The organism is Pseudomonas sp. B16120 (assembly GCF_044218845.1).
Taxonomy (GTDB): Bacteria; Pseudomonadota; Gammaproteobacteria; order Pseudomonadales; family Pseudomonadaceae; genus Aquipseudomonas; species Aquipseudomonas paracarnis.
On record NZ_CP162588.1, the window covers coordinates 2,009,401 to 2,029,924 of the forward strand.

The window sequence follows — 20,524 nt, forward strand, 5'->3', positions numbered from 1 at the left end:
GCCCGGAACACCGGGGGGAGTGGCCTCACTGCCTGATAAGTTCATGACTCGAACCTTCGTAAATATTGGAACGGCGAATGCGGGGGCGAACCCTCCACTGGGTCATTATTTTCGCGGGGTGCTTATCCATGAAATAGGTCATTCAATCGGCCTGGAACACCCGGGGCGTTATGATGGTTTTGGTAACTATGGGCGTGACGCAGTCTATGCAGGGGATACTCGAGCGCGTTCGGTGATGAGTTACTATTCAGAAAAAAACCAGCCAGGCCACGACTTCAAATTGTTGAACCCTTCTGCGCCGATGATGGATGACATCTCGGCTGTCCAGAAACTGTATGGGCCGAATACCAATACGCGCAATACCGATACAACCTATGGGTTTAATTCCAATACGAACCGTGAAGCGCTTAGTTTGAAGTCGCCAAATGACAACTCTGTTTTTTGTGTGTGGGATGGTGGTGGGAAAGACACGTTGGATTTCTCTGGGTATTCACAGCCTCAGAAAATCAATCTCAATGCCGAGTCTTTTTCGGATGTCGGTGCGTTGAAGGGTAATGTCTCCATAGCCAAGGGCGTCACACTGGAAAACGCGGTGGGCGGCAAGGGAGATGACGCTCTCATAGGTAACCAGGTCGCCAATCGTCTCAAAGGGGGCGGTGGAGCAGACCGGTTGTCAGGGGGAGGGGGGGCAGACACTTTTGTCTATGACCATGCCAATGATTCCACGCCGGATAACCCCGATGTAATTCTGGATTTTGAAAGTGGTGCAGACAAAATTGACGTCTCCGGGGCTTTGAAAAGGGCCAATCTCAGTGCGCTTAAATTCGTTGATCGCTTAACGGGTCAACCCGGCCAGGCTGTGATGAGTTACAGCGAGGGCAGTAATGAGGGAAGTCTGGCCCTGGACCTGACGGGCAACGGCAAGGCTGACCTGTTCGTAAAAAGCATCGGCCGGATAAACGCGGGTGATGTCGTGGCACACGGCGATACCCCTACGCCAAACCCTGAACCGAAAGACCCCAAGCCTGCGCCGCGGCCTCAATTCGACGAGCCCAAAACCAAGCCTGAGCCCAAACCGAAGGAGCCAAAGCCTGAGGAGCCCAGGCCAAGTCCAGACCGCTGTGAGCCGAAGCCACAGCCAGACCCTTGTGAGCCGAAGCCAAGTCCAGACCGCTGTGAGCCGAAGCCACAGCCAGACCCTTGTGAGCCGAAGCCAAGTCCGGACCGCTGTGAGCCGAAGCCACAGCCAGAGCCTTGTGAGCCGAAGCCAAGTCCGGACCGCTGTGAGCCGAAGCCACGGCCAGAGCCTTGTGAGCCGAAGCCAAGTCCGGACCGCTGTGAGCCGAAGCCACGGCCAGAGCCTTGTGAGCCGACGCCACGTCCAGACCTGTGTGAGCCAAAGCCGCGCCCGTCCCCGCGTGAACCCAGGCCACGGCCTGAGACCCGCGAGCCGACGCCACGTCCAGACCCGTGGGAGCCAACGCCACGCCCGAAGCCGCGTGACCCTCGGCCACGCCCGGAGACCCGCGAGCCGACGCCACGTCCAGCCCCGTGGAAGCCCACGCCACGCCCGCACCCGCGTGACCCTTGGCCACGCCCGGAGACCCGCGAACCGACGCCACGTCCAGACCCGTGGGAGCCAACGCCACGCCCGAAGCCGCGTGACCCCCGGCCACGCCCGGAGACCCGCGAGCCGACACCACGTCCAGACCCGTGTGAGCCAACGCCGCGCCCGAAGCCGCGTGACCCCCGGCCACGCCCGGAGACCCGCGAGCCGACACCACGTCCAGACCCGTGTGAGCCCATGCCGCGCCCGTCCCCGCGTGACCCCAGGCCACGGCCTGAGCCCCGCGAGCCGACACCACGTCCGGCCCCGTGTGAGCCCATGCCGCGCCCGAACCCGCGTGAGCCCCGGCCATGGCCGGTGACCCGCGAGCCGACGCCTCGTCCAGATCCCTGTGATCCGCAACCGGATCCTTGCGAGCCGAGAGCTGCCAGTCGAAACGATCAGTCGGCGTATTCAGCGCGGTCTTGGAACGGGCGCCATTCACCGGCAGCCGCACGCTGAATACGTTCAAGTAGCGTGCTGCTTTTATAAGTAAAAAAGTCGCGCTGATTGCTCGATTTAAATCGACTCTGTTGCAAAATCAAATCATGTATTACGCAGTGTATAAGTGCAAACAATCAGCAATGGCTTGATGTTCGTCAGTCAAGCGGGTGCTGTGATACTTATATAAAGATTGGTTTGTCGGGTAATTAATTTTCTTGGGTTGTGAATGGTTGAATGGGTGGGCGGTTATGCACGGACTGGCCGTAGCGGCTCGGAAGGGGAGGTTGATCGACTTAAAGATTTGAATGGCTATTAATGAAGTTGGATGTCTAGGAATTCACCGGTGACTTACGTGTGAAGTGTTGTGTTGTTGTTTTTAACTAACTGAGAAACGTGATTATGATCAATGCAAATACACCCGCTGCAAATTATTATGTGCCCACACCGAACGCGGCCCCTCAGCCGTCTCAGGTGCTACGTTCTGGCAATCCAGCTGAAAGTGAGGCTGCCAGTTTCCTTCATCGCGACGCGAACTTAGCAGCCGACAAACAAGCCTCAACAAACTCTCAATTGCTTAATCTTTCTGCTCCGCTGATAGGGGCACGCACTCATCAGCAGCGAATGTATGGATTGAGTCTAAACTCGGGGCTGCTTCGACTTGGAGACATCCATTCCGGCAACGTGGTGACGGCCCGTTGCTATCCGATGGCAGAGGAAAATACCAAACCCACTCCTGAGCCCCGGCCAAACGGCGGTACCAAGCCGGCAGCCGATCAGCCCCAGCCAAACGGCGGTACCAAGGGGGCAACAGATCAGTCTCAGCCAAACGGCGGTACCAAGCCGGCAGCCGATCAGCCCCGGCCAAACGGCGGTACCAAGCCGATAGCCGATCAGCCTCGGCCAAGTGGCTACACCACGCCAGTAAGTGATAGGCCCAAGCCCAACATCGACACCACGCCAGTCGGTGGTAAGCCCAAACCCAGCGTCGACACCCTGCCAGTCGTTGATAAGCCCAAACCCAGCGTCGACACCCTGCCAGTCGTTGATAAGCCCAAGCCCAACGTCGGCACCCTGCCAGTCGTTGATAAGTCCAAGCCCAACGTCGACACCCTGCCAGTCGTTGATAAGCCCAAGCCCAACGTCGGCACCCTGCCAGTCGTTGATAAGGCCAAGCCCAACGTCGGCACCCTGCCAGTCGTTGATAAGCCCAAGCCCAACATCGACACCATGTCAGTCGTTGATAAGCCCAAGCCCAACGTCGACACCCTGCCAGTCGTTGATAAGGCCAAGCCCAACGTCGGCACCTTGCCAGTCGTTGATAAGCCCAAGCCCAACGTCGACACCCTGCCAGGCGTTGATAAGCCCAAGCCCAACATCGACACCCTGCCAGTCGTTGATAAACCCAAGCAACCCCGTGACACCAGAACCGATGACACCACCTATGGATTCAACTCGAATACTGGCAAGGCGGAAACGACCCTGACGTCCGCGGCTGATAAGCCAGACTTCAACGTATGGGATGAGCGTGGGAACGATACCTTTGATTTCTCTGGCTTCAAGCAGGATCAAATCATCAACTTGCGCGGTGGTTCGTTTTCCAGCGTGGGGGGGATGAAGGAAAACGTCAGGATCGGCGAGAAGACGGTGATCGAAAATGCTGTGGGGGGCCATGGTAACGATCGCATCATCGGTAACAGTGCGGATAATGTGCTCACCGGTGGCGCGGGGGCCGATACGTTGGTGGGCGGCGGCGGTTGGAACACCTTCAAGTTCAACGCCTTTAGCGATTCAACCCGTGCCAATGCCGACTTGTTGTTGGACTTCAACACGGGGCAGGACAAGATCGACCTGTCGCAAATGGTGCTCGACGGCAAGGTAGCGTTGAACTTCGTCGAGAACTATACGGGGGCGGCAGGCGACACCATCATCAAGTTTAATCCGCAAACGGGACGTTACTTGCTGGCGGTCGACCTGGATGGCGATGGCAAGACCGACTTCCTGATCAAAAGCACCCGAATGATCAGTCCAGAAGATGTCATCGGGCTCAACATCAAAGAGGGCAGTTATCTCTAATGCCTTGATCGCGCGCCTTTGACGGGCGCCACTGCTGGAAGCAAGGCGGGGGCGGGACTTACTCACGTGTTGATTAAGTCCCGCCCTTTTGTGCGTTTTGAAGTGGCGCACGGGCTCGTCAGGACGCTTGGACGGTGGCCAACGCGGCTTTACGTGCAACGCTCATGAAACGCAACAACGCAACCAGCGCAAATGCACTGCCCACCAGCATGACGGCCAACCAGCCGCCATGTTCATACACGCTGCTGGCAATCGCTGAACCGAACGCACCGCCGATAAAAATGCTGGTCATGTACAGCGCGTTCAGGCGGCTGCGGCTGTTGGCATCGAGGGCGTAGATGGCGCGCTGGCCGAGGACCATATTCATCTGCACGCAGAAGTCCAGAACCACACCGGTGACTGCCAGGCCGATCACGCTGTAAAGCGGGTGTACCAACGCCGGCAGGAAACTCAGCGCGCCAAACAGCATCGCCAGCAACGAGGCGCGGTGGGTATGGCCGGCGTCGGCCAGGCGACCGGCCATGGGCGCGGCGATGGCGCCAAGTGCACCGACCAGGGCAAACAGTGCGATCTCGCTTTGGCTCAGGCCGTGGTTACGCGCCAGTTCCAGTGGTACGGCAGTCCAGAACAGGCTGAAGGCGGCGAACATGCAACCCTGGTAGAACGCCCGCTGGCGCAACAGCGGTTGTTCACGCAACAGGGTGCCCAGGGAGCGCAGCAACTGGCCATAGCTGGCACTGTGATCGGGTTGGCGCTTGGGGATTGTCAGCATCAGCACCACGCTGATGAACGCCATCAGTGCGGCGGCCGCCATGAACATCGCACGCCAGCCGAAGTGATCGGCCACCACGCTCGACACCGGCCGTGCCAGCAGGATGCCCAGCAGCAGGCCGCCCATGATGCTGCCGACCACCCGGCCCCGGGACTCGGCCGGCGCCAGGTGTGCGGCCAGCGGAATCAGGATCTGCACCGAGACGGAACTGAAACCGATCAGCAGCGACACCAGCAGGAACAGGTTCGGCTGTTCGATAAACGCCGCACCCAGCAGGCTGGCGATCGCCACGACGGTGGTGGCGATCATCAGCTTGCGGTTTTCCAGCAGGTCGCCCAGAGGCACCAGGAAAAACAGGCCCAGGGCATAGCCGATTTGCGTGAGGGACACGATCAGGCTGGCCATTGCCGGCGTCAGGCCAATGTCCGGGGCAATCAGCTCGATGATCGGTTGCGCGTAGTAGATGTTGGCGACAATGGCGCCGCAGCAAAACGCGAACAGCATGACCATGCCCCGGGTCATGGTGCCTGCAGCGTGAGAGGTTGCGTTCATGGTGTACTCATAAAGGCGAAGGACGATGGCGTGAGAGAGTAAAGACAAGGCTCGCAAGTGAGTAGACTGCTTGTGGTGATATCACTTATGCCGAGTGATGATACATTCAGACACATCTGCCTTACGCATAAAAGTGGGAGCTGGCTTGTCTGCGATGGCGGTGCACCAGTCACCAGAAATATGACTGATAGATCGCTTTCGCAGGCAAGCCAGCTCCCACAGGTTTGACCGAGTTGATTCAGTCAGATGGATTATTGGCCAGAGTAGATCTGGTCAAACACCCCACCATCATTGAAATGGGTCTTTTGCACTGTGCGCCAGTCGCCGAAGGTCTTCTCCACCGACAGGAAGTCCACCTTGGGGAACCGGTCGGTGTACTTGGCCAGCACCTTAGGGTCCCGTGGGCGCAGGTAATTGTTGGCCGCAATTTCCTGGCCTTCGGGCGACCACAGATACTTGAGGTAGTCCTCAGCCACCGCACGGGTGCCTTTTTTCTCGACCACTTTATCCACCACCGACACCGGCGGTTCGGCTTCGGCGGAGACGCTTGGGTAGACCACTTCGAACTGATCACGGCCAAACTCACGGGCGATCATTTCCGCTTCGTTTTCAAAGGTCACCAGCACGTCGCCAATCTGGTTGGTCATGAAGGTGGTGGTGGCGGCGCGGCCACCGGTGTCCAGCACGGGCGCTTGCTTGAACAACTTTCCAACGAAGGTCTTGGCCTTGTCTTCATCGCCGCCGTTCTTCAACACGTAGCCCCAGGCCGACAGGTAGGTGTAGCGGCCGTTGCCCGAGGTCTTCGGGTTGGGCACGATCACTTGCACGCCATCCTTGAGCAGGTCGGGCCAGTCTTTCAACGCCTTGGGGTTGCCTTTGCGCACGATAAAGACTGTGGCTGAGGTGAATGGCGCACTGTTATTCGGCAGGCGTGTCACCCAGTTGTCCGGCACCAGCTTGCCGTTGTCGACCAGGGCATTGATATCGGTAGCCATGTTCATGGTGATCACGTCGGCGGGCAGGCCGTCGATCACTGAGCGCGCCTGTTTGCTGGAGCCGCCGAAGGACATCTGCAACGTCAGCTTGTCGTCCGGATGCTCGGCTGCCCAATGCTTCTGGAAGGCGGCGTTGTAGTCCTTGTAGAAATCGCGCATCACGTCGTAGGAGACGTTGAGCAGGGTGGTTGCTGCCTGGGCGGAGCCCGCCAGGGCCAGGCCGGCGGCCAGTAGGGAGGCGCTGAGGATTTTTTTCACTGCTCATTCCTTGTTGTTCGAGAAGAGGGAGGCAATTTGCCAGCGACTATAGCCGGGCCTTCATAGAGCTTTAAAGATTAAAAAGAACTTTGCTTATTCCAGTTTGCGAAACAGATTGCTGCCACAGCGCGCACAAAACGCGGCGTTGGGTTCATGGCTGTCCTTCTTGCACACTGGGCAGTCGGTATGCAGCTGTTCGCCGCGCATGGCACTGGCCAGTTCAGCGGTAAAAATACCCGTCGGCACGGCGATGATCGAGTAACCGGTGATCATCACCAGCGATGAAATAACCTGGCCCAGGGGCGTCTTGGGCACGATATCGCCGAAGCCCACGGTGGTCAGGGTGACGATCGCCCAGTAGATGCCCTTGGGGATACTGGTAAAGCCATGTTCCGGGCCTTCGATCACGTACATCAACGTGCCGAACACCGTCACCAGGGTGCACACGCTGACCAGGAACACCACGATCTTCTGCTTGCTGCCGCGCAGCGCCGCCATCAGGTAGTTGGCCTGCTTGAGATACGGGCTGAGCTTGAGCACGCGGAAGATGCGCAGCATGCGGATGATGCGGATGATCAGCAGATACTGGGCGTCGCTGTAGTACAGCGCGAGGATGCCGGGGACGATGGCGAGCAGGTCCACCAAGCCATAAAAGCTGAAGGCATAGCGCAGCGGCTTGGGCGAGCAATACAGGCGCAGGCCGTACTCGATGGCGAAGATCAGCGTGAAGCCCCACTCGATATAGGCCAGCAGGTCGGCGTAGTTCTGATGGATTGTGTCGATGCTGTCGAGCATCACGATCACCAGGCTGGCGAGGATGATCAGCAGCAGGATGCCGTCAAAGCGCCGCCCGGCGACGGTGTCGCTTTGGAACACCATGATGTAGAGGCGCTGGCGCCAGTCGTTGTTGCTGTCCATAAACCCTGCCTGAAACGAATATCGAGCAAGCCTAGGGCGATTCGAACGGGCTGTCCATGTGAGGCTTGTGCAGCATTCGCTGACCGGCGCGCACTAGCCAGCACGCGAGGATAAACGGCGCGGTCAGCGCGGGCAGGTGCAGGGCGGCGAAGCCTGGGGTGAGCAGGATGGCCAGGCCGATACCCAGCAGTGGCAACCAAGGCTGGCGACGCGACGAGCACAGGGCCAGGGCGGCTAGCGCGGGGTTATAACTGTGCAGGCCGAGCAGAGCGCCAGTGGCGTCGTTCAACCACAGGCCGGCCAGCATGCCGAGAGTGGCGCCGCCCAAGGCCCACGCGACGGCGCGACGGTCGGCCAGCAGCAAGCCCAAGGCGATCAGCACACCCGCCAGGGGCTGGTCCAGCAGCATGATTTGCCCAAGGCCGGTGAAGGGCGCGGCCAGTATAGCGACAGTGTCGGGCTCGCTCAGCGCAAGGGTGTTCTGCGGGACCTGGCCGAGCAGCAACCAGCCCAGCCCAACAAAGGGCGCGGTGTACGCTGGCAAATCCAGGGGTTGGGTCGCGTGTTTCAACCAGTGCCGGGTGAGGATGGCACTCAAGCCGCCGCACGCCAGGATCAGCGGCGGCACCAGCGCCGACCAGGCAAAGTGCAGGCTGATCAACAGGCCCAGCAATACGCCGTTGTAGCTATACAGCCCGGCCTGGCGCTCGGCCTTGGGATACCCCCGGCGCTGGGCCGTGAGCAACCCCGCGACACCTCCCAGCAAGGCACCGCCGAGCAACGCCGGGGCGCCGATCAGGATCGCCAGCAGGCACAGCAGGCCGCACAGCGGGTGGCGCTGCAGGAAGATTTGGCTGAAGCCGTTGAGCAGGGCTTCGGCCCAGTCGGGGCAGGTTGGGTTGTGCATTTGGGTTGAGTCAATAAGACCGAGTTGCCCTCCTCGCAGGCAAGCCAGCTCCCACATTTGATTGATGTTCGACATGCAAACTCGATCAAATGTGGGAGCCGGGCTTGCCCGCGATGAGGCCCTGACAGGCGCTAAATCAGCGTCTCTATACGCAGCGAATTGGTGGACCCCGGCTGCCCGAACGGCACCCCTGCGGTAATCACCAAGGTATCGCCACGCTGCGCCATGCCCTGGGCCTGGGCAATTTCCAGCGCGGTGGAACACACCTCATCCACCTGGCGCAGCCGATCATTGACTACCGAGTGCACGCCCCATGCCACGCTCAGGCGTCGCGCCGTGGACAGGTTGGGCGTGAGGTTGAGAATCGGCGCCACGGGCCGTTCCCGCGCCGCACGCAAGCTGGAACTGCCGGACTCGCTGTAGTTCACCAGCACCGCTACCGGCAGGATGCTGCTGATGCGGCGGATCGCGCAGCTGATGGCGTCCGACACCGTGGCATCTGCCTTGGGCCGGCTGACATCCAACTGTGCCTGGTAGTCTGGGCCGTTTTCCACCTGGCGGATGATCTTGCTCATCATCTGCACCGCTTCCAGCGGGTACTCGCCCGAGGCGGTTTCCGCCGACAGCATCACCGCGTCCGCACCTTCAGCCACCGCATTGGCGACATCGGTGACTTCGGCGCGGGTGGGTGCTGGCGAGAAGCGCATGGATTCGAGCATCTGCGTGGCCACCACCACCGGCTTACCCAGTTGGCGGCAGGTGCTGATGATGTCTTTCTGGATCTGCGGCACGCTCTCGGCCGGCACTTCCACGCCCAAATCACCCCGGGCCACCATGATCGCGTCGCTCAGTTCGGCGATTTCGCGCAGCCGTTGCACCGCTGACGGCTTTTCGATCTTGGCCATCAAAAACGCCTTATCACCAATCAGCTCGCGGGCTTCGCGGATGTCTTCCGGGCGCTGCACAAACGACAGCGCCACCCAGTCCACACCCAGCTCCAGGCCGAAGCTCAGGTCGCGGCGGTCCTTGGCGGTGAGTGGGCTCAGTTCCAACAGCGCTTGTGGGACGTTCACACCTTTACGGTCAGACAGTTCGCCGCCATTGAGCACGGTGGTGTCGATGGCGTCGGCATGCTTGGTGATCACGCGCAGGCGCAGCTTGCCGTCGTCGAGCAGCAGGTCCATGCCCGGCTCCAGCGCCGCGATGATTTCCGGGTGGGGCAGGTTGACCCGGCGTTGGTCCCCCAAAGTTTCATCCAGGTCCAGGCGCAGGGCCTGGCCGCGTACGAGCTGCACCTTGCCTTCGGCAAAGCGTCCCACCCGCAGCTTCGGCCCTTGCAGGTCCATGAGGATACCGAGCGGGTAGTTGAGCTGGCGCTCGACCTGGCGAATCCACTGGTAGCGCTGGGCATGGTCGGCGTGGTCACCGTGGCTGAAGTTGAGGCGGAAGATATTTACCCCGGCCTCCACCAGCTCGCGGATGTCATCGATACCGTCGGTGGCCGGGCCCAGGGTGGCGAGGATTTTGACCTTCTTGTCAGGCGTCATGGTTGGCAGTCTCAAGGATCAGGATGGCGCGGAAGTCGTTGACGTTGGTGCGCGTCGGCTCGGTGACGATCAAGTCGCCCAGGGCAGCGAAATAGCCGTAGCCGTTGTTGTTGTCCAGCTCATCACTGGCCGACAGGCCCAGGGCTTCGGCACGGCGGTAGCTGCAGGGGGTCATGATCGCGCCGGCGTTGTCTTCAGAACCGTCGATGCCATCGGTATCGCCGGCCAGGGCGTACACGCCGGGCAGGCCCTTGAGGCTGTCGGTGAGGCTCAAGAGGAATTCCGCGTTGCGCCCGCCACGGCCGTCGCCGCGTACGGTGACGGTGGTTTCGCCCCCCGAAAGGATCACGCACGGCGCCGCCAGTGGCTGGCCGTGCTGCACGATCTGGCGGGCGATGCCGGCGTGTACCTTGGCCACATCGCGGGCTTCGCCTTCCAGATCACCGAGGATCAGCGGGCTGAAACCGGCCTGGCGCACTTTTACTGCTACCGCTTCCAGGGATTGCTGCGGGCGGGCGATCAATTGGAAGTGGCTGCGGGCAAGCACCGGGTCGCCGGGCTTGACGGTTTCCGAGGCCGGGTTCTGCAACCAACTGCGCACCGAAGCGGGGGCGTCGATGTGGTAACGCTTGAGGATCGCCAGGGCCTGTTGTGAGGTGCTCGGGTCACCGACGGTCGGGCCCGAGGCAATCACCGTGGCCTGGTCGCCCGGTACATCGGAGATCGCGTAGGTGTACACCGTGGCCGGCCACGCAGCCTTGGCCAACCGACCGCCCTTGATCGCCGAGAGGTGCTTGCGCACGCAATTCATCTCGCCAATGGTGGCGCCGGATTTAAGCAGGGCTTTGTTGATGGCTTGCTTGTCCGCCAGGGTGATGCCCTCGGCGGGCAGGGCGAGTAGTGCCGAGCCACCGCCGGAGAGCAGGAAGATCACGCGGTCGTCTTCACCCAGATGGCTGATCAGTTCCAGCACGCGCTGGGCCACGGCCAGGCCGGCCGCATCCGGCACCGGATGGGCGGCTTCGACCACTTCGATTTTTTTGCATGGCGCGCCATGGCCGTAGCGGGTGACCACCAGGCCCGAGACCTCGCCCTGCCAACAGTCTTCGACGACCAGTGCCATGGCGGCCGTGGCTTTGCCGGCTCCGATCACGATCACACGGCCACTGCGGTCGGCAGGCAGGTAGGGTTCAAGGACTTGCCGGGGGTGGGCGGCGTCGATGGCTGTGGCAAACAGCTCGCGAAGCAGGTGTTGCGGATCGACCGACATAAGCGGGCTCCCGGGGGATTCTTGTTATTAGAGGTGCAGCGATCGTTCCCACGCTCTGCGATCGTTCCCACGCTCTGCGTGGGAATGCAGTCCGGGACGCTCTGCGCCCAAAGCGTGACGCGGAGCGTCACAAGAGGCATTCCCACGCGGAGCGTGGGAACGATCAGCGGTGTGGGTTATTTTTCGCGAATCGAGAAGTTCGCCATATGCTCCAGGCCCTTGATCAGCGCCGAGTGGTCCCAGTTGCCGCCGCCAATTGCCGTGCAGGTGCTGAACACTTGCTGGGTGCCGGCGGTGTTCGGCAGGTTGATCCCCAGTTCCTTGGCACCGGCCAGCGCCAGGTTCAGGTCCTTCTGGTGCAGGTTGATGCGGAAACCCGGATCGAAGGTGCCCTTGATCATGCGCTCGCCGTGCACTTCCAGGATCTTCGACGATGCAAAGCCACCCATCAGCGCTTCACGCACTTTGGCCGGGTCGGCGCCGTTTTTGGAGGCGAACAACAACGCTTCGGCCACCGCCTGGATGTTCAGCGCGACGATGATCTGGTTGGCCACCTTGGCGGTCTGGCCATCGCCATTGCCGCCTACCAGGGTGATGTTTTTGCCCATGCTCTGGAACAGCGGCAACGCGCGTTCGAACGTGTGCGGTTCGCCGCCGACCATGATGCTCAAGGTGCCGGCCTTGGCACCGACTTCACCACCGGACACCGGTGCGTCCAGGTACTGCGCGCCGGCCTGGTTGACCTTGGCGGCGAATGCTTTGGTCGCAGTAGGGGAGATCGAGCTCATGTCGATCACCACCTTGTTCGGTGACAGGCCCGCAGCCACGCCGTCGGCGCGAAACAGCACGTCATCGACTTGAGGGGTGTCGGGCACCATGACGATGATGAACTCGGCTTCCTGGGCCACTTGTTGCGGGTTGGCCAGCGCCACGGCGCCGGCGCTGATCAGTTCAGCCGGAGCCTTGCCGTGATGTTCGGAGAGAAACAGTTGATGGCCTGCTTTCTGCAGGTTGGCGGCCATGGGTTGGCCCATGATGCCGGTGCCGATGAATCCGATTTTAGCCATGATCAAAATCCTCGTTTAATGTGGGAGCTGGCTTGCCTGCGATGGCATCACCTGGGTATGCCTGATACAGCGAGGTGTCCGCATCGCTGGCAAGCCAGCTCCCACATTGTTTTGTGTTGTGTCAGTTGTCAGATGGCGTTATGGGTTTTGAGCCAGCCCAAACCCGCCTCGGTAGTGGTCAACGGCTTGTACTCACAGCCGACCCAACCCGCGTAACCAATGCGGTCCAGATGCTCGAACAGGAAGCGGTAGTTGATCTCACCGGTACCTGGCTCGTTGCGCCCTGGGTTGTCCGCCAGTTGAATGTGGTTGATCTCGCCCAGGTGCGCCGCCATGGTCCGCGCCAGGTCGCCTTCCATGATTTGCATGTGGTAGATGTCGTATTGCAGGAACAGGTTGGCGCTGCCCACTTGCTCGCGAATCGACAGGGCCTGCGCCGTGTTGTTGAGGTAGAAGCCCGGAATGTCGCGGGTGTTGATCATCTCCATCACCAGCTTGATACCCGCCGCCTGCAGCTTCTCGGCGGCGTACTTGAGGTTGGCGACGAAGGTCTTTTCTACGGTCTCGTCATCAACGCCTTGTGGCCGGATACCCGCCAGGCAGTTGACCTGGGTGTTGCCCAAGACCTGGGCATAGGCGATTGCCAGTTTGACCCCGGCACGGAACTCCTCGACCCGGTCCGGGTGGCAAGCCAGGCCGCGCTCGCCCTTGGCCCAGTCACCGGCTGGCAGGTTGAACAGCACCTGGGTCAGGCCGTTGGCGTCCAGCTGCGCCTTGATATCGGCAGAGCTGAATTCATACGGGAACAGGTACTCCACGCCCTGGAAACCGGCATCGGCAGCCGCTTTGAAGCGGGCAAGGAAATCCTGTTCGGTAAACAACATGGACAGGTTGGCAGCAAAGCGCGGCATAGGGTTCTCCTTAATCGAGCAGGGAAATGGCAGTCGGCGCATCGTTGCCGACCAGGGCCAGATCTTCGAATTCATTGACAGCGTTGATCTCGGTGCCCATGGAAATATTGGTCACCCGTTCCAGAATAATCTCAACGATCACGGGCACCTTGAATTCTTCGATCATCTCTTGGGCCCGGCGCAAGGCCGGTTGGATCTGGCCTGGCTCGAACACACGCAGAGCCTTGCAGCCCAAGCCCTCTGCAACCGCCACATGGTCGACGCCATAGCCGTTGAGTTCGGGGGCGTTGAGGTTGTCGAAGGACAGCTGCACGCAGTAGTCCATCTCGAACCCACGCTGGGCCTGACGGATCAGGCCCAGGTAAGAGTTGTTCACTACCACATGGATGTACGGCAGCTTGAACTGCGCGCCCACCGCCAGTTCTTCGATCATGAACTGGAAGTCATAGTCGCCCGACAAGGCCACCACTTTTCGGCTCGGGTCGGCCTTGACCACGCCCAGCGCTGCGGGAATGGTCCAGCCCAATGGGCCGGCCTGCCCGCAGTTGATCCAGTGGCGGGGCTTGTACACATGCAAGAATTGCGCGCCGGCAATCTGCGACAGGCCGATGGTGCTGACGTAGCAGGTGTCTTTTCCGAACACCTGGTTCATCTCTTCGTACACGCGTTGCGGCTTGACCGGCACGTTGTCGAAGTGAGTCTTGCGGTGCAGGGTGGCCTTGCGCTGTTGGCAGTCATGCAACCAGGCACTGCGGTCCTTGAGCTTGCCGGCGGCTTTCCACTCGCGGGCCACTTCAATGAACATCGTCAGCGCGGAGCCGGCGTCAGAAACGATGCCCAGGTCCGGCGTGAACACGCGGCCAATCTGGGTCGGTTCGATGTCGACGTGAATGAATTTACGGCCCTCGGTGTACACCTCGACCGAACCGGTGTGACGGTTGGCCCAGCGGTTGCCGATGCCCAGCACCACGTCCGACTTGAGCATCGTCGCGTTGCCGTAGCGGTGCGAGGTTTGCAGGCCGACCATGCCCACCATCAGCGGATGGTCGTCCGGGATCGTGCCCCAGCCCATCAGGGTCGGGATCACCGGGATGCCGGTCAGCTCAGCGAACTCCACCAGCAACTCGCTGGCGTCGGCGTTGATCACGCCGCCACCGCTCACCAGCAATGGGCGTTCGGCTGCGTCGAGCAGAGCCAGGGCTTTTTCCACTTGCACACGGGTCGCCAGCGGCTTGGCTAGAGGCAGCGGCTGGTAGGCGTCGATGTCGAATTCGATCTCGGCCATCTGTACGTCGAACGGCAGGTCGATCAACACCGGGCCAGGGCGGCCGGAGCGCATTTCATAAAAGGCCTTCTGGAACGCGTAAGGCACTTGGCCGGGTTCCAGCACCGTGGTTGCCCACTTGGTCACTGGCTTGACGATGCTGGTGATGTCCACGGCCTGGAAGTCTTCCTTGTGCATCCGGGCGCGGGGGGCTTGGCCGGTAATGCACAGGATCGGGATCGAGTCGGCCGAGGCGCTATACAGGCCGGTGACCATGTCGGTACCCGCCGGGCCCGATGTGCCGATGCACACGCCGATATTGCCGGCCTTGGTGCGGGTGTAGCCCTCGGCCATGTGCGAGGCGCCTTCAACGTGGCGAGCAAGGACGTGATCGATGCCACCCACCTTCTGCAAGGCCGAATACAGCGGGTTGATCGCGGCGCCTGGGATACCGAAGGCGGTATCCACACCTTCACGGCGCATCACCAGGACGGCGGCTTCGATTGCTCTCATTTTGCTCATGGTTTTGGTGCCTCTTGCGTTTTGTAATTGTATACAAGTGGTGTCTGTCCAAAGTGTATTCACGGCGAGCTACGTTGGTCAATGCCTTTCGTGAACTGACCTTTGCGTTCGTCGGAAGCGCTTTTTTCGACGTATGGAGCCTTTGTTGAAAAATATTGTATACAAAAACAGATATCATTGTGTTCTATTTGTGTCATCGGGCATCTGATCAAACAGACCTCACCGCGTTACCCATAACAAGATAAGGACGGCACCTATGAGCGCTTTAACCTTGAAACTCGCCACCCAGCTGGCCACCCAGGCCCTTACTGCAGGCCGCACCATTTCGGCTGCGCCACTGACCATCGCCGTGCTCGACAGCGGCGGCCATCTGGTCACCCTGCAACGCGAAGACGGCGCCAGCCTGCTACGCCCGCAAATCGCCATCGGCAAAGCCTGGGGCGCCATTGCCCTGGGCAAGGGTTCACGTTTGCTGGCACTGGACGCCCAACAGCGCCCGGCGTTTATCGCGGCCTTGAACAGTCTGGGGCAGGGCAGCGTCGTGCCGGCACCGGGTGGGGTGTTGATTCGGGATCAGAGCGGCATGGTGCTCGGCGCAATTGGGATCAGCGGGGACACGTCCGATATTGACGAGCAGTGTGCGATCACAGCGATAGAGGGGGTGGGGTTGATGGCGGATGCGGGGGTGTCGGCTTGAATCGTTCTGACTGTGAGTAAGCTATCGCAGGCAAGCCAGCTCCCACATTGGCGGTGTTCACAAATCCAACTGTGTGAATCCAATCAGTGTGGGAGCTGGCTTGCCTGCGATGCAGTCGACTCGGTCTACAGTCAAACCCAAATAGCATCCCACAGCGGATAGTCGCCAAACTTCTTTACCAGCCCAGCCCTGAGTGGATTAGCTACGATGTAGCGTGCAATCCCCTCAAGGCTTTCCTCTCGACGCACGGCATGATCATGAAAGCCCGGCTGCCAGAGGCGACCTTGGCGGCCAGCCACCGCATTCACAATTCGGGTGCTCTTGGACTTCACTTGTCGCATCAAGTCGGCAAGCGAACCTTTCTCCAGAGCAACAAGCCAATGGAAATGATCAGGCATTACTACCCAGGCCAATGAGGTTGCGAGCCCTTTATATTGAACGATTCTGAATTGGTGTACGACCAGACGGCCAAGTCTGAAGTCGCTGAAGATGGGCTCACGTTCAAGGGTGTTGGTGGTGAGCAGGTAAATGCGGTTGGATTCGTTATAGCGGCCGATGCGCAGGCGTTTTGAAGCAGGTAGATCAGGCATTCCTTGGCCTCTCTTCAGATGGTGTTCTGAGAGGCTAGACTGAGGGGCGAAGGCTGATCGGCAGGCTTTTAGCAGGATGTGTCTGGATGGGCGCTATCGCGGGCAAGCCCGCTCCCACAGGGGATTATGACCAATTTACATTTTGTGTCCCGCGCAAATCCGTGTGGGAGCTGGCTTGCCTGCGATAGCCTTTGCGCGGTCTATCAATCCGGCTCACACCCCTTGAGCACCAACCGAATGATCGTCTGCGCCGCCGCCTCATAATCGGCCTCATCCAGCTTGGCCTTGCCGGTTACCGCCGAGATCTGCCAGTCGAAATCGGCATAGGTCTGGGTGGCTGCCCAGATGCTGAACATCAGGTGGTTGGGGTCAATTGCTGCGATCAGGCCACGGTCAACCCAGCTCTGGATGCAGTCGATATTGTGCTTGGCCTGGGCATTGAGCTGTTCAACCTGGTCGGTGCTCAGGTGTGGGGCGCCGTGCATGATTTCGCTGGCGAACACCTTGGAGGCAAACGGCAGGTCGCGGGAGATGCGGATTTTGGAGCGGATGTAGTTGCTCAATACTTCCTTGGGCTCGCCTTCGGGGTTGAACGGCGTGGAGGCGGCCAGGATCGGCTCGATAATGCTTTCGAGCACCTCGCGGTAAAGGTTGTCCTTGGATTTGAAGTAGTAATAGACGTTGGGCTTGGGCAGCCCGGCCTTGGCGGCGATGTCGCTGGTTTTGGTCGCGGCGAAGCCCTTGTCGGCAAACTCCTCGCTCGCCGCCCGCAGGATTTTTTCTTTGTTGCGCTCGCGAATGCTGCTCATAAACCAGACGTTTCCTTGCCATGACAGGCGGTTGCGCATGGTAGCACCGGCCATCCGCAAGCCTCAACAATCTGCCCGCAACGCCTTGCGCCGCGCTATGCTCGCGCCATCTCTCTCTAACGGAAGTTCGGTTCATGGCAGGAAGCAGCTTGTTGGTGTTGATCGACGATATCGCGGCGGTACTCGATGACGTCGCGCTGATGACAAAAATGGCCGCCAAGAAGACATCGGGCGTGCTGGGCGATGACCTTGCACTGAACGCCCAGCAGGTCTCCGGCGTGCGGGCCGAGCGGGAAATTCCCGTGGTGTGGGCGGTGGCCAAGGGTTCGTTTATCAACAAGTTGATCCTGGTGCCGACGGCCCTGTTGATCAGCGCCTTTGCTCCGTGGGCGGTGATACCACTGTTGATGCTTGGCGGTGCCTATCTGTGTTTCGAGGGCTTCGAAAAACTCGCGCACAAATTCCTGCACAGCAAGGCTGAAGATCAAGCCGAACACGCGCAGTTGGCTGAAGCGGTGGCCGATCCGGCAACCGATCTGGTGGCGTTCGAGAAAGACAAGATCAAGGGCGCGATCCGTACCGACTTCATTCTGTCCGCCGAAATCATTGCCATCACCCTCGGCATCGTCGCCGACGCGCAGCTCACGCAGCAGGTGATCGTGCTGTCGGGTATCGCCATTGTCATGACCATCGGCGTATATGGATTGGTGGCCGGTATCGTCAAGCTCGACGACCTGGGGCTGTGGCTGACGCAGAAGCCTGGCCAGGTGGCGCGCAGTATTGGTGGCGCGATCCTGAGCGCGGCCCCCTACATGATGAAGAGCCTGTCAGTGATTGGCACGGCGGCGATGTTCATGGTTGGTGGCGGTATCCTCACCCATGGCGTGCCCGTGGTGCATCACTGGATCGAAACCGTGAGCCAGAGCACCGGCGCGTTGGCGTGGCTGATGCCAACGCTGCTCAATGCGGTGGCGGGGATCATTGCCGGCGCTGTCGTCCTGGCAGTGGTCAGCGTGGCAGGTAAAGGTTGGAAAGCACTGCGAGGGTGAAACCGCAGGCATAAAAAAGGCCATTCAATCGAATGGCCTTTTTTTATCGCTGCTGTTTACTCGGCAATCTGCAACTTGCGCGATTCGGTGTAGATATACCGCACCTTCTCATACTCGAACGGCGAGTTCATCTGGCCGTAGCGGAAGCTGGTCTGGTAGCGCTTGTCCACGGCGCGCAGGGCCCAGACTTCCGGATGGTTGGAGCTGACTTCGGATACGTTGAGGAAGTTGATCTGCGATTCGGCGCTGTAGTCCACCAGCAAGCCGGTGGTGTCACGCAGGTTCGACGGGCCAAAGATCGGCAACACCACATAGGCGCCGCCCGGTACGCCGTAGAAGCCCAGAGTCTGGCCGAAGTCTTCGCTCTGGCGCGGCAGGCCCATGGCGGTAGCCGGGTCCCACAGGCCGGCGATGCCAATGGTGGTATTGACCAGCAGGCGCCCGGTGGTTTCCAGCGAGCGGTGGCCCTTGAGCTGCAACAAGCTGTTCATCAGGTTGGGCACATCGCCCAGATTGTTGAAGAAGTTGCTCACGCCGGTGCGCAGGAAGCTCGGCGTGACGTAGCGGTAACCGTTTACTACCGGCAGGAATACCCACTGGTCGAAGCGATAGTTGAAGTGGTACACGCGGCGGTTCCACGACTCCAGTGGGTCGTAGACGTTAAGCGCGGTGAGCGTGGAGCGTTCGAACTCACGCTGGTCCAAGCCTGGGTTGAACTTGAGCTTGGTCAGCGGCTCCTTGAAGCCGTCGGCATCGACCTTGACGGGTTCTTGGGCCTTGCTGTTGTCGGCATTGGCCACGCCTGCGCACATCAGTGCGGCGAGCAGCAGAAGATATTTAGCCACGGAAGAACTCCAGCATGGCGTCGGCGTTGACGCGGTAATTGAGGTTGCCGCAATGGCCGCCCAGCGGGTAGACGGTCAAGCGATCGCCGAAGGTTTTACGCAGGAAGCCCAGGTCGCCAGGGCCGAGGATTACATCGTCGGCGTTATGCATCACGGCAATTTTCGGGCTGTCGCGCAGGTAGTCCTTGAGGGCGTAGAGGCTGACCTGGTCGATCAGTTGCAGCAGGCTGCCGCCATCGGAACGCGCGCGCCACATCGGGATCACTTGTTCGGTGAGGTAGCAGTCGAAGTCACACTGCAGGGCACGCTTGAGGAACGGCGTGAGGCTGGTGCCTTCGGTGATCGGGTATTTGGGTGGAATGATCAGGCCGCGGCGGTTGATCAAGTCCGAAGTGAACGCAATGTCAGCGGCCGAGAAGCGGAACGAGGTGCCGATCAGCATGGCCATCTGTTCATTGCTCAGGTGCTGCTTGGACTGCTGGAAGTCATAGAGCAAGGCATCGTTGAGGTCGATGTAGCCTTTCTGCTGGAAGTAACGCGTCAGTTTGCTCAGCACCAACTCATAGAAGGTGGTGCTGTTGTTGATGCCCTTGACCTCGGTCTGTACCAGCTTGTCGAGGTTGGTGATCGAGGTGTAGAGGTTGACCGGCGGGTTGAGCAGCAGCACTTTCTTGAAGTTGAAGCTACGGCGGGTCTCATCCAGCTTGCTGACAAACGCCGCATCCAGGGCGCCCAGGCTGTAACCGGTGAGGTAGAAATCAGTCACTGGCAACGAGGCGTTCTGCGCGCGTACGGCTTGCATCACGCGGTACATGTCTTCGGCGTCTTCCTGGGTGATGCCCGGGGTGGCGAAGCGCGAAGCGGCGCTGATGAAATCGAAGCTGGTTGGCGAGGAGAGCTGCACCACATGGTAGCCGGCCTGGTAATACAGCTTTTTCAGGTATTCATTGATGCTGCTATCAAAGCGTGCACCGGTGCCGGCGATCAGGAAGATCAAAGGCGCAGCACGGTCCTGCTTGGCAATGCGGTAAGTGAGTTTCTTCACCGCCCAGAAATTGTCCGGCAGGCTGAACTCGCGCTCGGGGCGCATCGTCAGGGTGTAGTCGGACTGGTTGATCTCGTCATCTGTCGGCAGGGTTGGCCGCAGATCGGGAGGCGTGGTGGCGATGGTTGCTTCGAACGGGTTGGTCAAAGGGTAGCCATAGCTGGCTTGGTCGATATCGACGGCCAGTGCTGACGCACTCAAAAATAGGCTGCCCAGCAAGGCAGCACAGCGCAAGGAACGGAGCATGACTTAATCCCTAAGAGGAACGGGCTGAATGAAGTTCGCAGGCTATGACCACCGCCTTGTCACCGAAGTGCCAGCACTCGGCACGAAAAGTCGGAAAAAACGTCGGAATCGGGGTAATAGTAGCGAGACGATACACT

Annotated in this window: 17 protein-coding genes; 4 read left to right on the top strand and 13 right to left on the bottom strand. The window is 60.2% G+C overall.

Annotation, left to right across the window (positions count from 1 at the left end):
• Positions 1-304 precede the first annotated feature (304 nt).
• Positions 305-2,068 carry a M10 family metallopeptidase C-terminal domain-containing protein gene (locus tag AB4P90_RS09615; RefSeq protein WP_395606091.1) on the top strand — a complete coding sequence of 588 codons (1,764 nt, stop codon included), beginning with the start codon at positions 305-307 and terminating at the stop codon, positions 2,066-2,068.
• Between the two features lie 381 nt (positions 2,069-2,449).
• Positions 2,450-4,123, top strand: coding sequence for a M10 family metallopeptidase C-terminal domain-containing protein (locus AB4P90_RS09620; RefSeq protein ID WP_395606092.1), 1,674 nt, complete (start codon positions 2,450-2,452; stop codon positions 4,121-4,123).
• 118 nt (positions 4,124-4,241) lie between these two features.
• Here AB4P90_RS09620 and AB4P90_RS09625 read toward each other — a convergent pair whose 3' ends face one another.
• From AB4P90_RS09625 to gcl, 9 genes are all read right to left on the bottom strand, one after another.
• Positions 4,242-5,447, bottom strand: coding sequence for an MFS transporter (locus AB4P90_RS09625; RefSeq protein ID WP_014717711.1), 1,206 nt, complete (start codon positions 5,445-5,447; stop codon positions 4,242-4,244).
• A 251-nt stretch (positions 5,448-5,698) separates the two neighbouring features.
• Positions 5,699-6,700 (bottom strand): sulfate ABC transporter substrate-binding protein, encoded by a 1,002-nt coding sequence (locus tag AB4P90_RS09630; protein ID WP_014717712.1) that lies wholly within the window; start codon positions 6,698-6,700, stop codon positions 5,699-5,701.
• A 93-nt stretch (positions 6,701-6,793) separates the two neighbouring features.
• Positions 6,794-7,618, bottom strand: coding sequence for an ion transporter (locus AB4P90_RS09635; RefSeq protein WP_019820385.1), 825 nt, complete (start codon positions 7,616-7,618; stop codon positions 6,794-6,796).
• A gap of 31 nt (positions 7,619-7,649) precedes the next feature.
• Entirely contained in the window at positions 7,650-8,525 is an 876-nt protein-coding gene (locus tag AB4P90_RS09640; protein WP_395605838.1) for an urea transporter, read from the bottom strand.
• 131 nt (positions 8,526-8,656) lie between these two features.
• Positions 8,657-10,072 (bottom strand): pyruvate kinase, encoded by a 1,416-nt coding sequence (gene pyk / locus AB4P90_RS09645; RefSeq protein WP_014717715.1) that lies wholly within the window; start codon positions 10,070-10,072, stop codon positions 8,657-8,659.
• Positions 10,062-11,342: a glycerate kinase gene (locus tag AB4P90_RS09650; protein WP_395605839.1), complete on the bottom strand. Its 1,281-nt coding sequence runs from the start codon at positions 11,340-11,342 to the stop codon at positions 10,062-10,064. The genes pyk and AB4P90_RS09650 overlap by 11 nt, the downstream gene beginning before the upstream one ends.
• A 176-nt stretch (positions 11,343-11,518) precedes the next feature.
• Positions 11,519-12,409, bottom strand: a complete 891-nt coding sequence (locus AB4P90_RS09655; RefSeq protein ID WP_020302585.1) for a 2-hydroxy-3-oxopropionate reductase — start codon at positions 12,407-12,409, stop codon at positions 11,519-11,521.
• Between the two features lie 128 nt (positions 12,410-12,537).
• Positions 12,538-13,320 (bottom strand): hydroxypyruvate isomerase, encoded by a 783-nt coding sequence (gene hyi, locus AB4P90_RS09660; RefSeq protein WP_014717718.1) that lies wholly within the window; start codon positions 13,318-13,320, stop codon positions 12,538-12,540.
• A 10-nt stretch (positions 13,321-13,330) separates the two neighbouring features.
• The gene (gene gcl / locus AB4P90_RS09665) at positions 13,331-15,106 is read right to left on the bottom strand and encodes a glyoxylate carboligase (protein WP_003189987.1); all 1,776 of its coding nucleotides are present in this window, start codon (positions 15,104-15,106) and stop codon (positions 13,331-13,333) included.
• Positions 15,107-15,362: 256 nt separating this feature from the next.
• On the opposite strand from gcl, the gene AB4P90_RS09670 reads away from it, so the two are divergent.
• Positions 15,363-15,803, top strand: a complete 441-nt coding sequence (locus AB4P90_RS09670; RefSeq protein ID WP_020302584.1) for a heme-binding protein — start codon at positions 15,363-15,365, stop codon at positions 15,801-15,803.
• A gap of 131 nt (positions 15,804-15,934) precedes the next feature.
• On the opposite strand, the gene AB4P90_RS09675 is transcribed toward AB4P90_RS09670, so the two are convergent.
• Both AB4P90_RS09675 and AB4P90_RS09680 read right to left on the bottom strand, forming a co-directional pair.
• A complete protein-coding gene (locus AB4P90_RS09675) occupies positions 15,935-16,393 on the bottom strand; it encodes a transposase (RefSeq protein ID WP_014717720.1) in 459 nt (152 codons plus the stop codon).
• A gap of 203 nt (positions 16,394-16,596) precedes the next feature.
• Positions 16,597-17,202 carry a TetR/AcrR family transcriptional regulator gene (locus AB4P90_RS09680; protein ID WP_014717721.1) on the bottom strand — a complete coding sequence of 202 codons (606 nt, stop codon included), beginning with the start codon at positions 17,200-17,202 and terminating at the stop codon, positions 16,597-16,599.
• 134 nt (positions 17,203-17,336) lie between these two features.
• Here AB4P90_RS09680 and AB4P90_RS09685 point away from each other — a divergent pair, with 134 nt between their 5' ends.
• On the top strand, positions 17,337-18,251 hold the full coding sequence (locus AB4P90_RS09685) for a DUF808 domain-containing protein (RefSeq protein ID WP_034127188.1): 915 nt from the start codon (positions 17,337-17,339) through the stop codon (positions 18,249-18,251).
• Positions 18,252-18,307: 56 nt separating this feature from the next.
• On the opposite strand, the gene AB4P90_RS09690 is transcribed toward AB4P90_RS09685, so the two are convergent.
• Positions 18,308-19,096, bottom strand: a complete 789-nt coding sequence (locus tag AB4P90_RS09690; protein WP_014717723.1) for a VacJ family lipoprotein — start codon at positions 19,094-19,096, stop codon at positions 18,308-18,310.
• Positions 19,089-20,387 (bottom strand): serine protein kinase PrkA, encoded by a 1,299-nt coding sequence (locus AB4P90_RS09695; RefSeq protein WP_003189995.1) that lies wholly within the window; start codon positions 20,385-20,387, stop codon positions 19,089-19,091. The genes AB4P90_RS09690 and AB4P90_RS09695 overlap by 8 nt, the downstream gene beginning before the upstream one ends.
• Between the last annotated feature and the right edge of the window lie 137 nt (positions 20,388-20,524).

Coding starts and splice junctions, on each gene's coding strand:
- AB4P90_RS09620 (WP_395606092.1), top strand. CDS start 2,450: ATGATCAATGCAAATACACCCGCTGCAAATTATTATGTGCCCACACCG.
- gcl (WP_003189987.1), bottom strand. CDS start 15,106: ATGAGCAAAATGAGAGCAATCGAAGCCGCCGTCCTGGTGATGCGCCGT.
- AB4P90_RS09615 (WP_395606091.1), top strand. CDS start 305: ATGGATGACATCTCGGCTGTCCAGAAACTGTATGGGCCGAATACCAAT.
- AB4P90_RS09680 (WP_014717721.1), bottom strand. CDS start 17,202: ATGAGCAGCATTCGCGAGCGCAACAAAGAAAAAATCCTGCGGGCGGCG.
- AB4P90_RS09670 (WP_020302584.1), top strand. CDS start 15,363: ATGAGCGCTTTAACCTTGAAACTCGCCACCCAGCTGGCCACCCAGGCC.
- AB4P90_RS09625 (WP_014717711.1), bottom strand. CDS start 5,447: ATGAACGCAACCTCTCACGCTGCAGGCACCATGACCCGGGGCATGGTC.
- hyi (WP_014717718.1), bottom strand. CDS start 13,320: ATGCCGCGCTTTGCTGCCAACCTGTCCATGTTGTTTACCGAACAGGAT.
- AB4P90_RS09635 (WP_019820385.1), bottom strand. CDS start 7,618: ATGGACAGCAACAACGACTGGCGCCAGCGCCTCTACATCATGGTGTTC.
- AB4P90_RS09640 (WP_395605838.1), bottom strand. CDS start 8,525: ATGCACAACCCAACCTGCCCCGACTGGGCCGAAGCCCTGCTCAACGGC.
- AB4P90_RS09655 (WP_020302585.1), bottom strand. CDS start 12,409: ATGGCTAAAATCGGATTCATCGGCACCGGCATCATGGGCCAACCCATG.
- AB4P90_RS09675 (WP_014717720.1), bottom strand. CDS start 16,393: ATGCCTGATCTACCTGCTTCAAAACGCCTGCGCATCGGCCGCTATAAC.
- AB4P90_RS09685 (WP_034127188.1), top strand. CDS start 17,337: ATGGCAGGAAGCAGCTTGTTGGTGTTGATCGACGATATCGCGGCGGTA.
- AB4P90_RS09650 (WP_395605839.1), bottom strand. CDS start 11,342: ATGTCGGTCGATCCGCAACACCTGCTTCGCGAGCTGTTTGCCACAGCC.
- AB4P90_RS09695 (WP_003189995.1), bottom strand. CDS start 20,387: ATGCTCCGTTCCTTGCGCTGTGCTGCCTTGCTGGGCAGCCTATTTTTG.
- pyk (WP_014717715.1), bottom strand. CDS start 10,072: ATGACGCCTGACAAGAAGGTCAAAATCCTCGCCACCCTGGGCCCGGCC.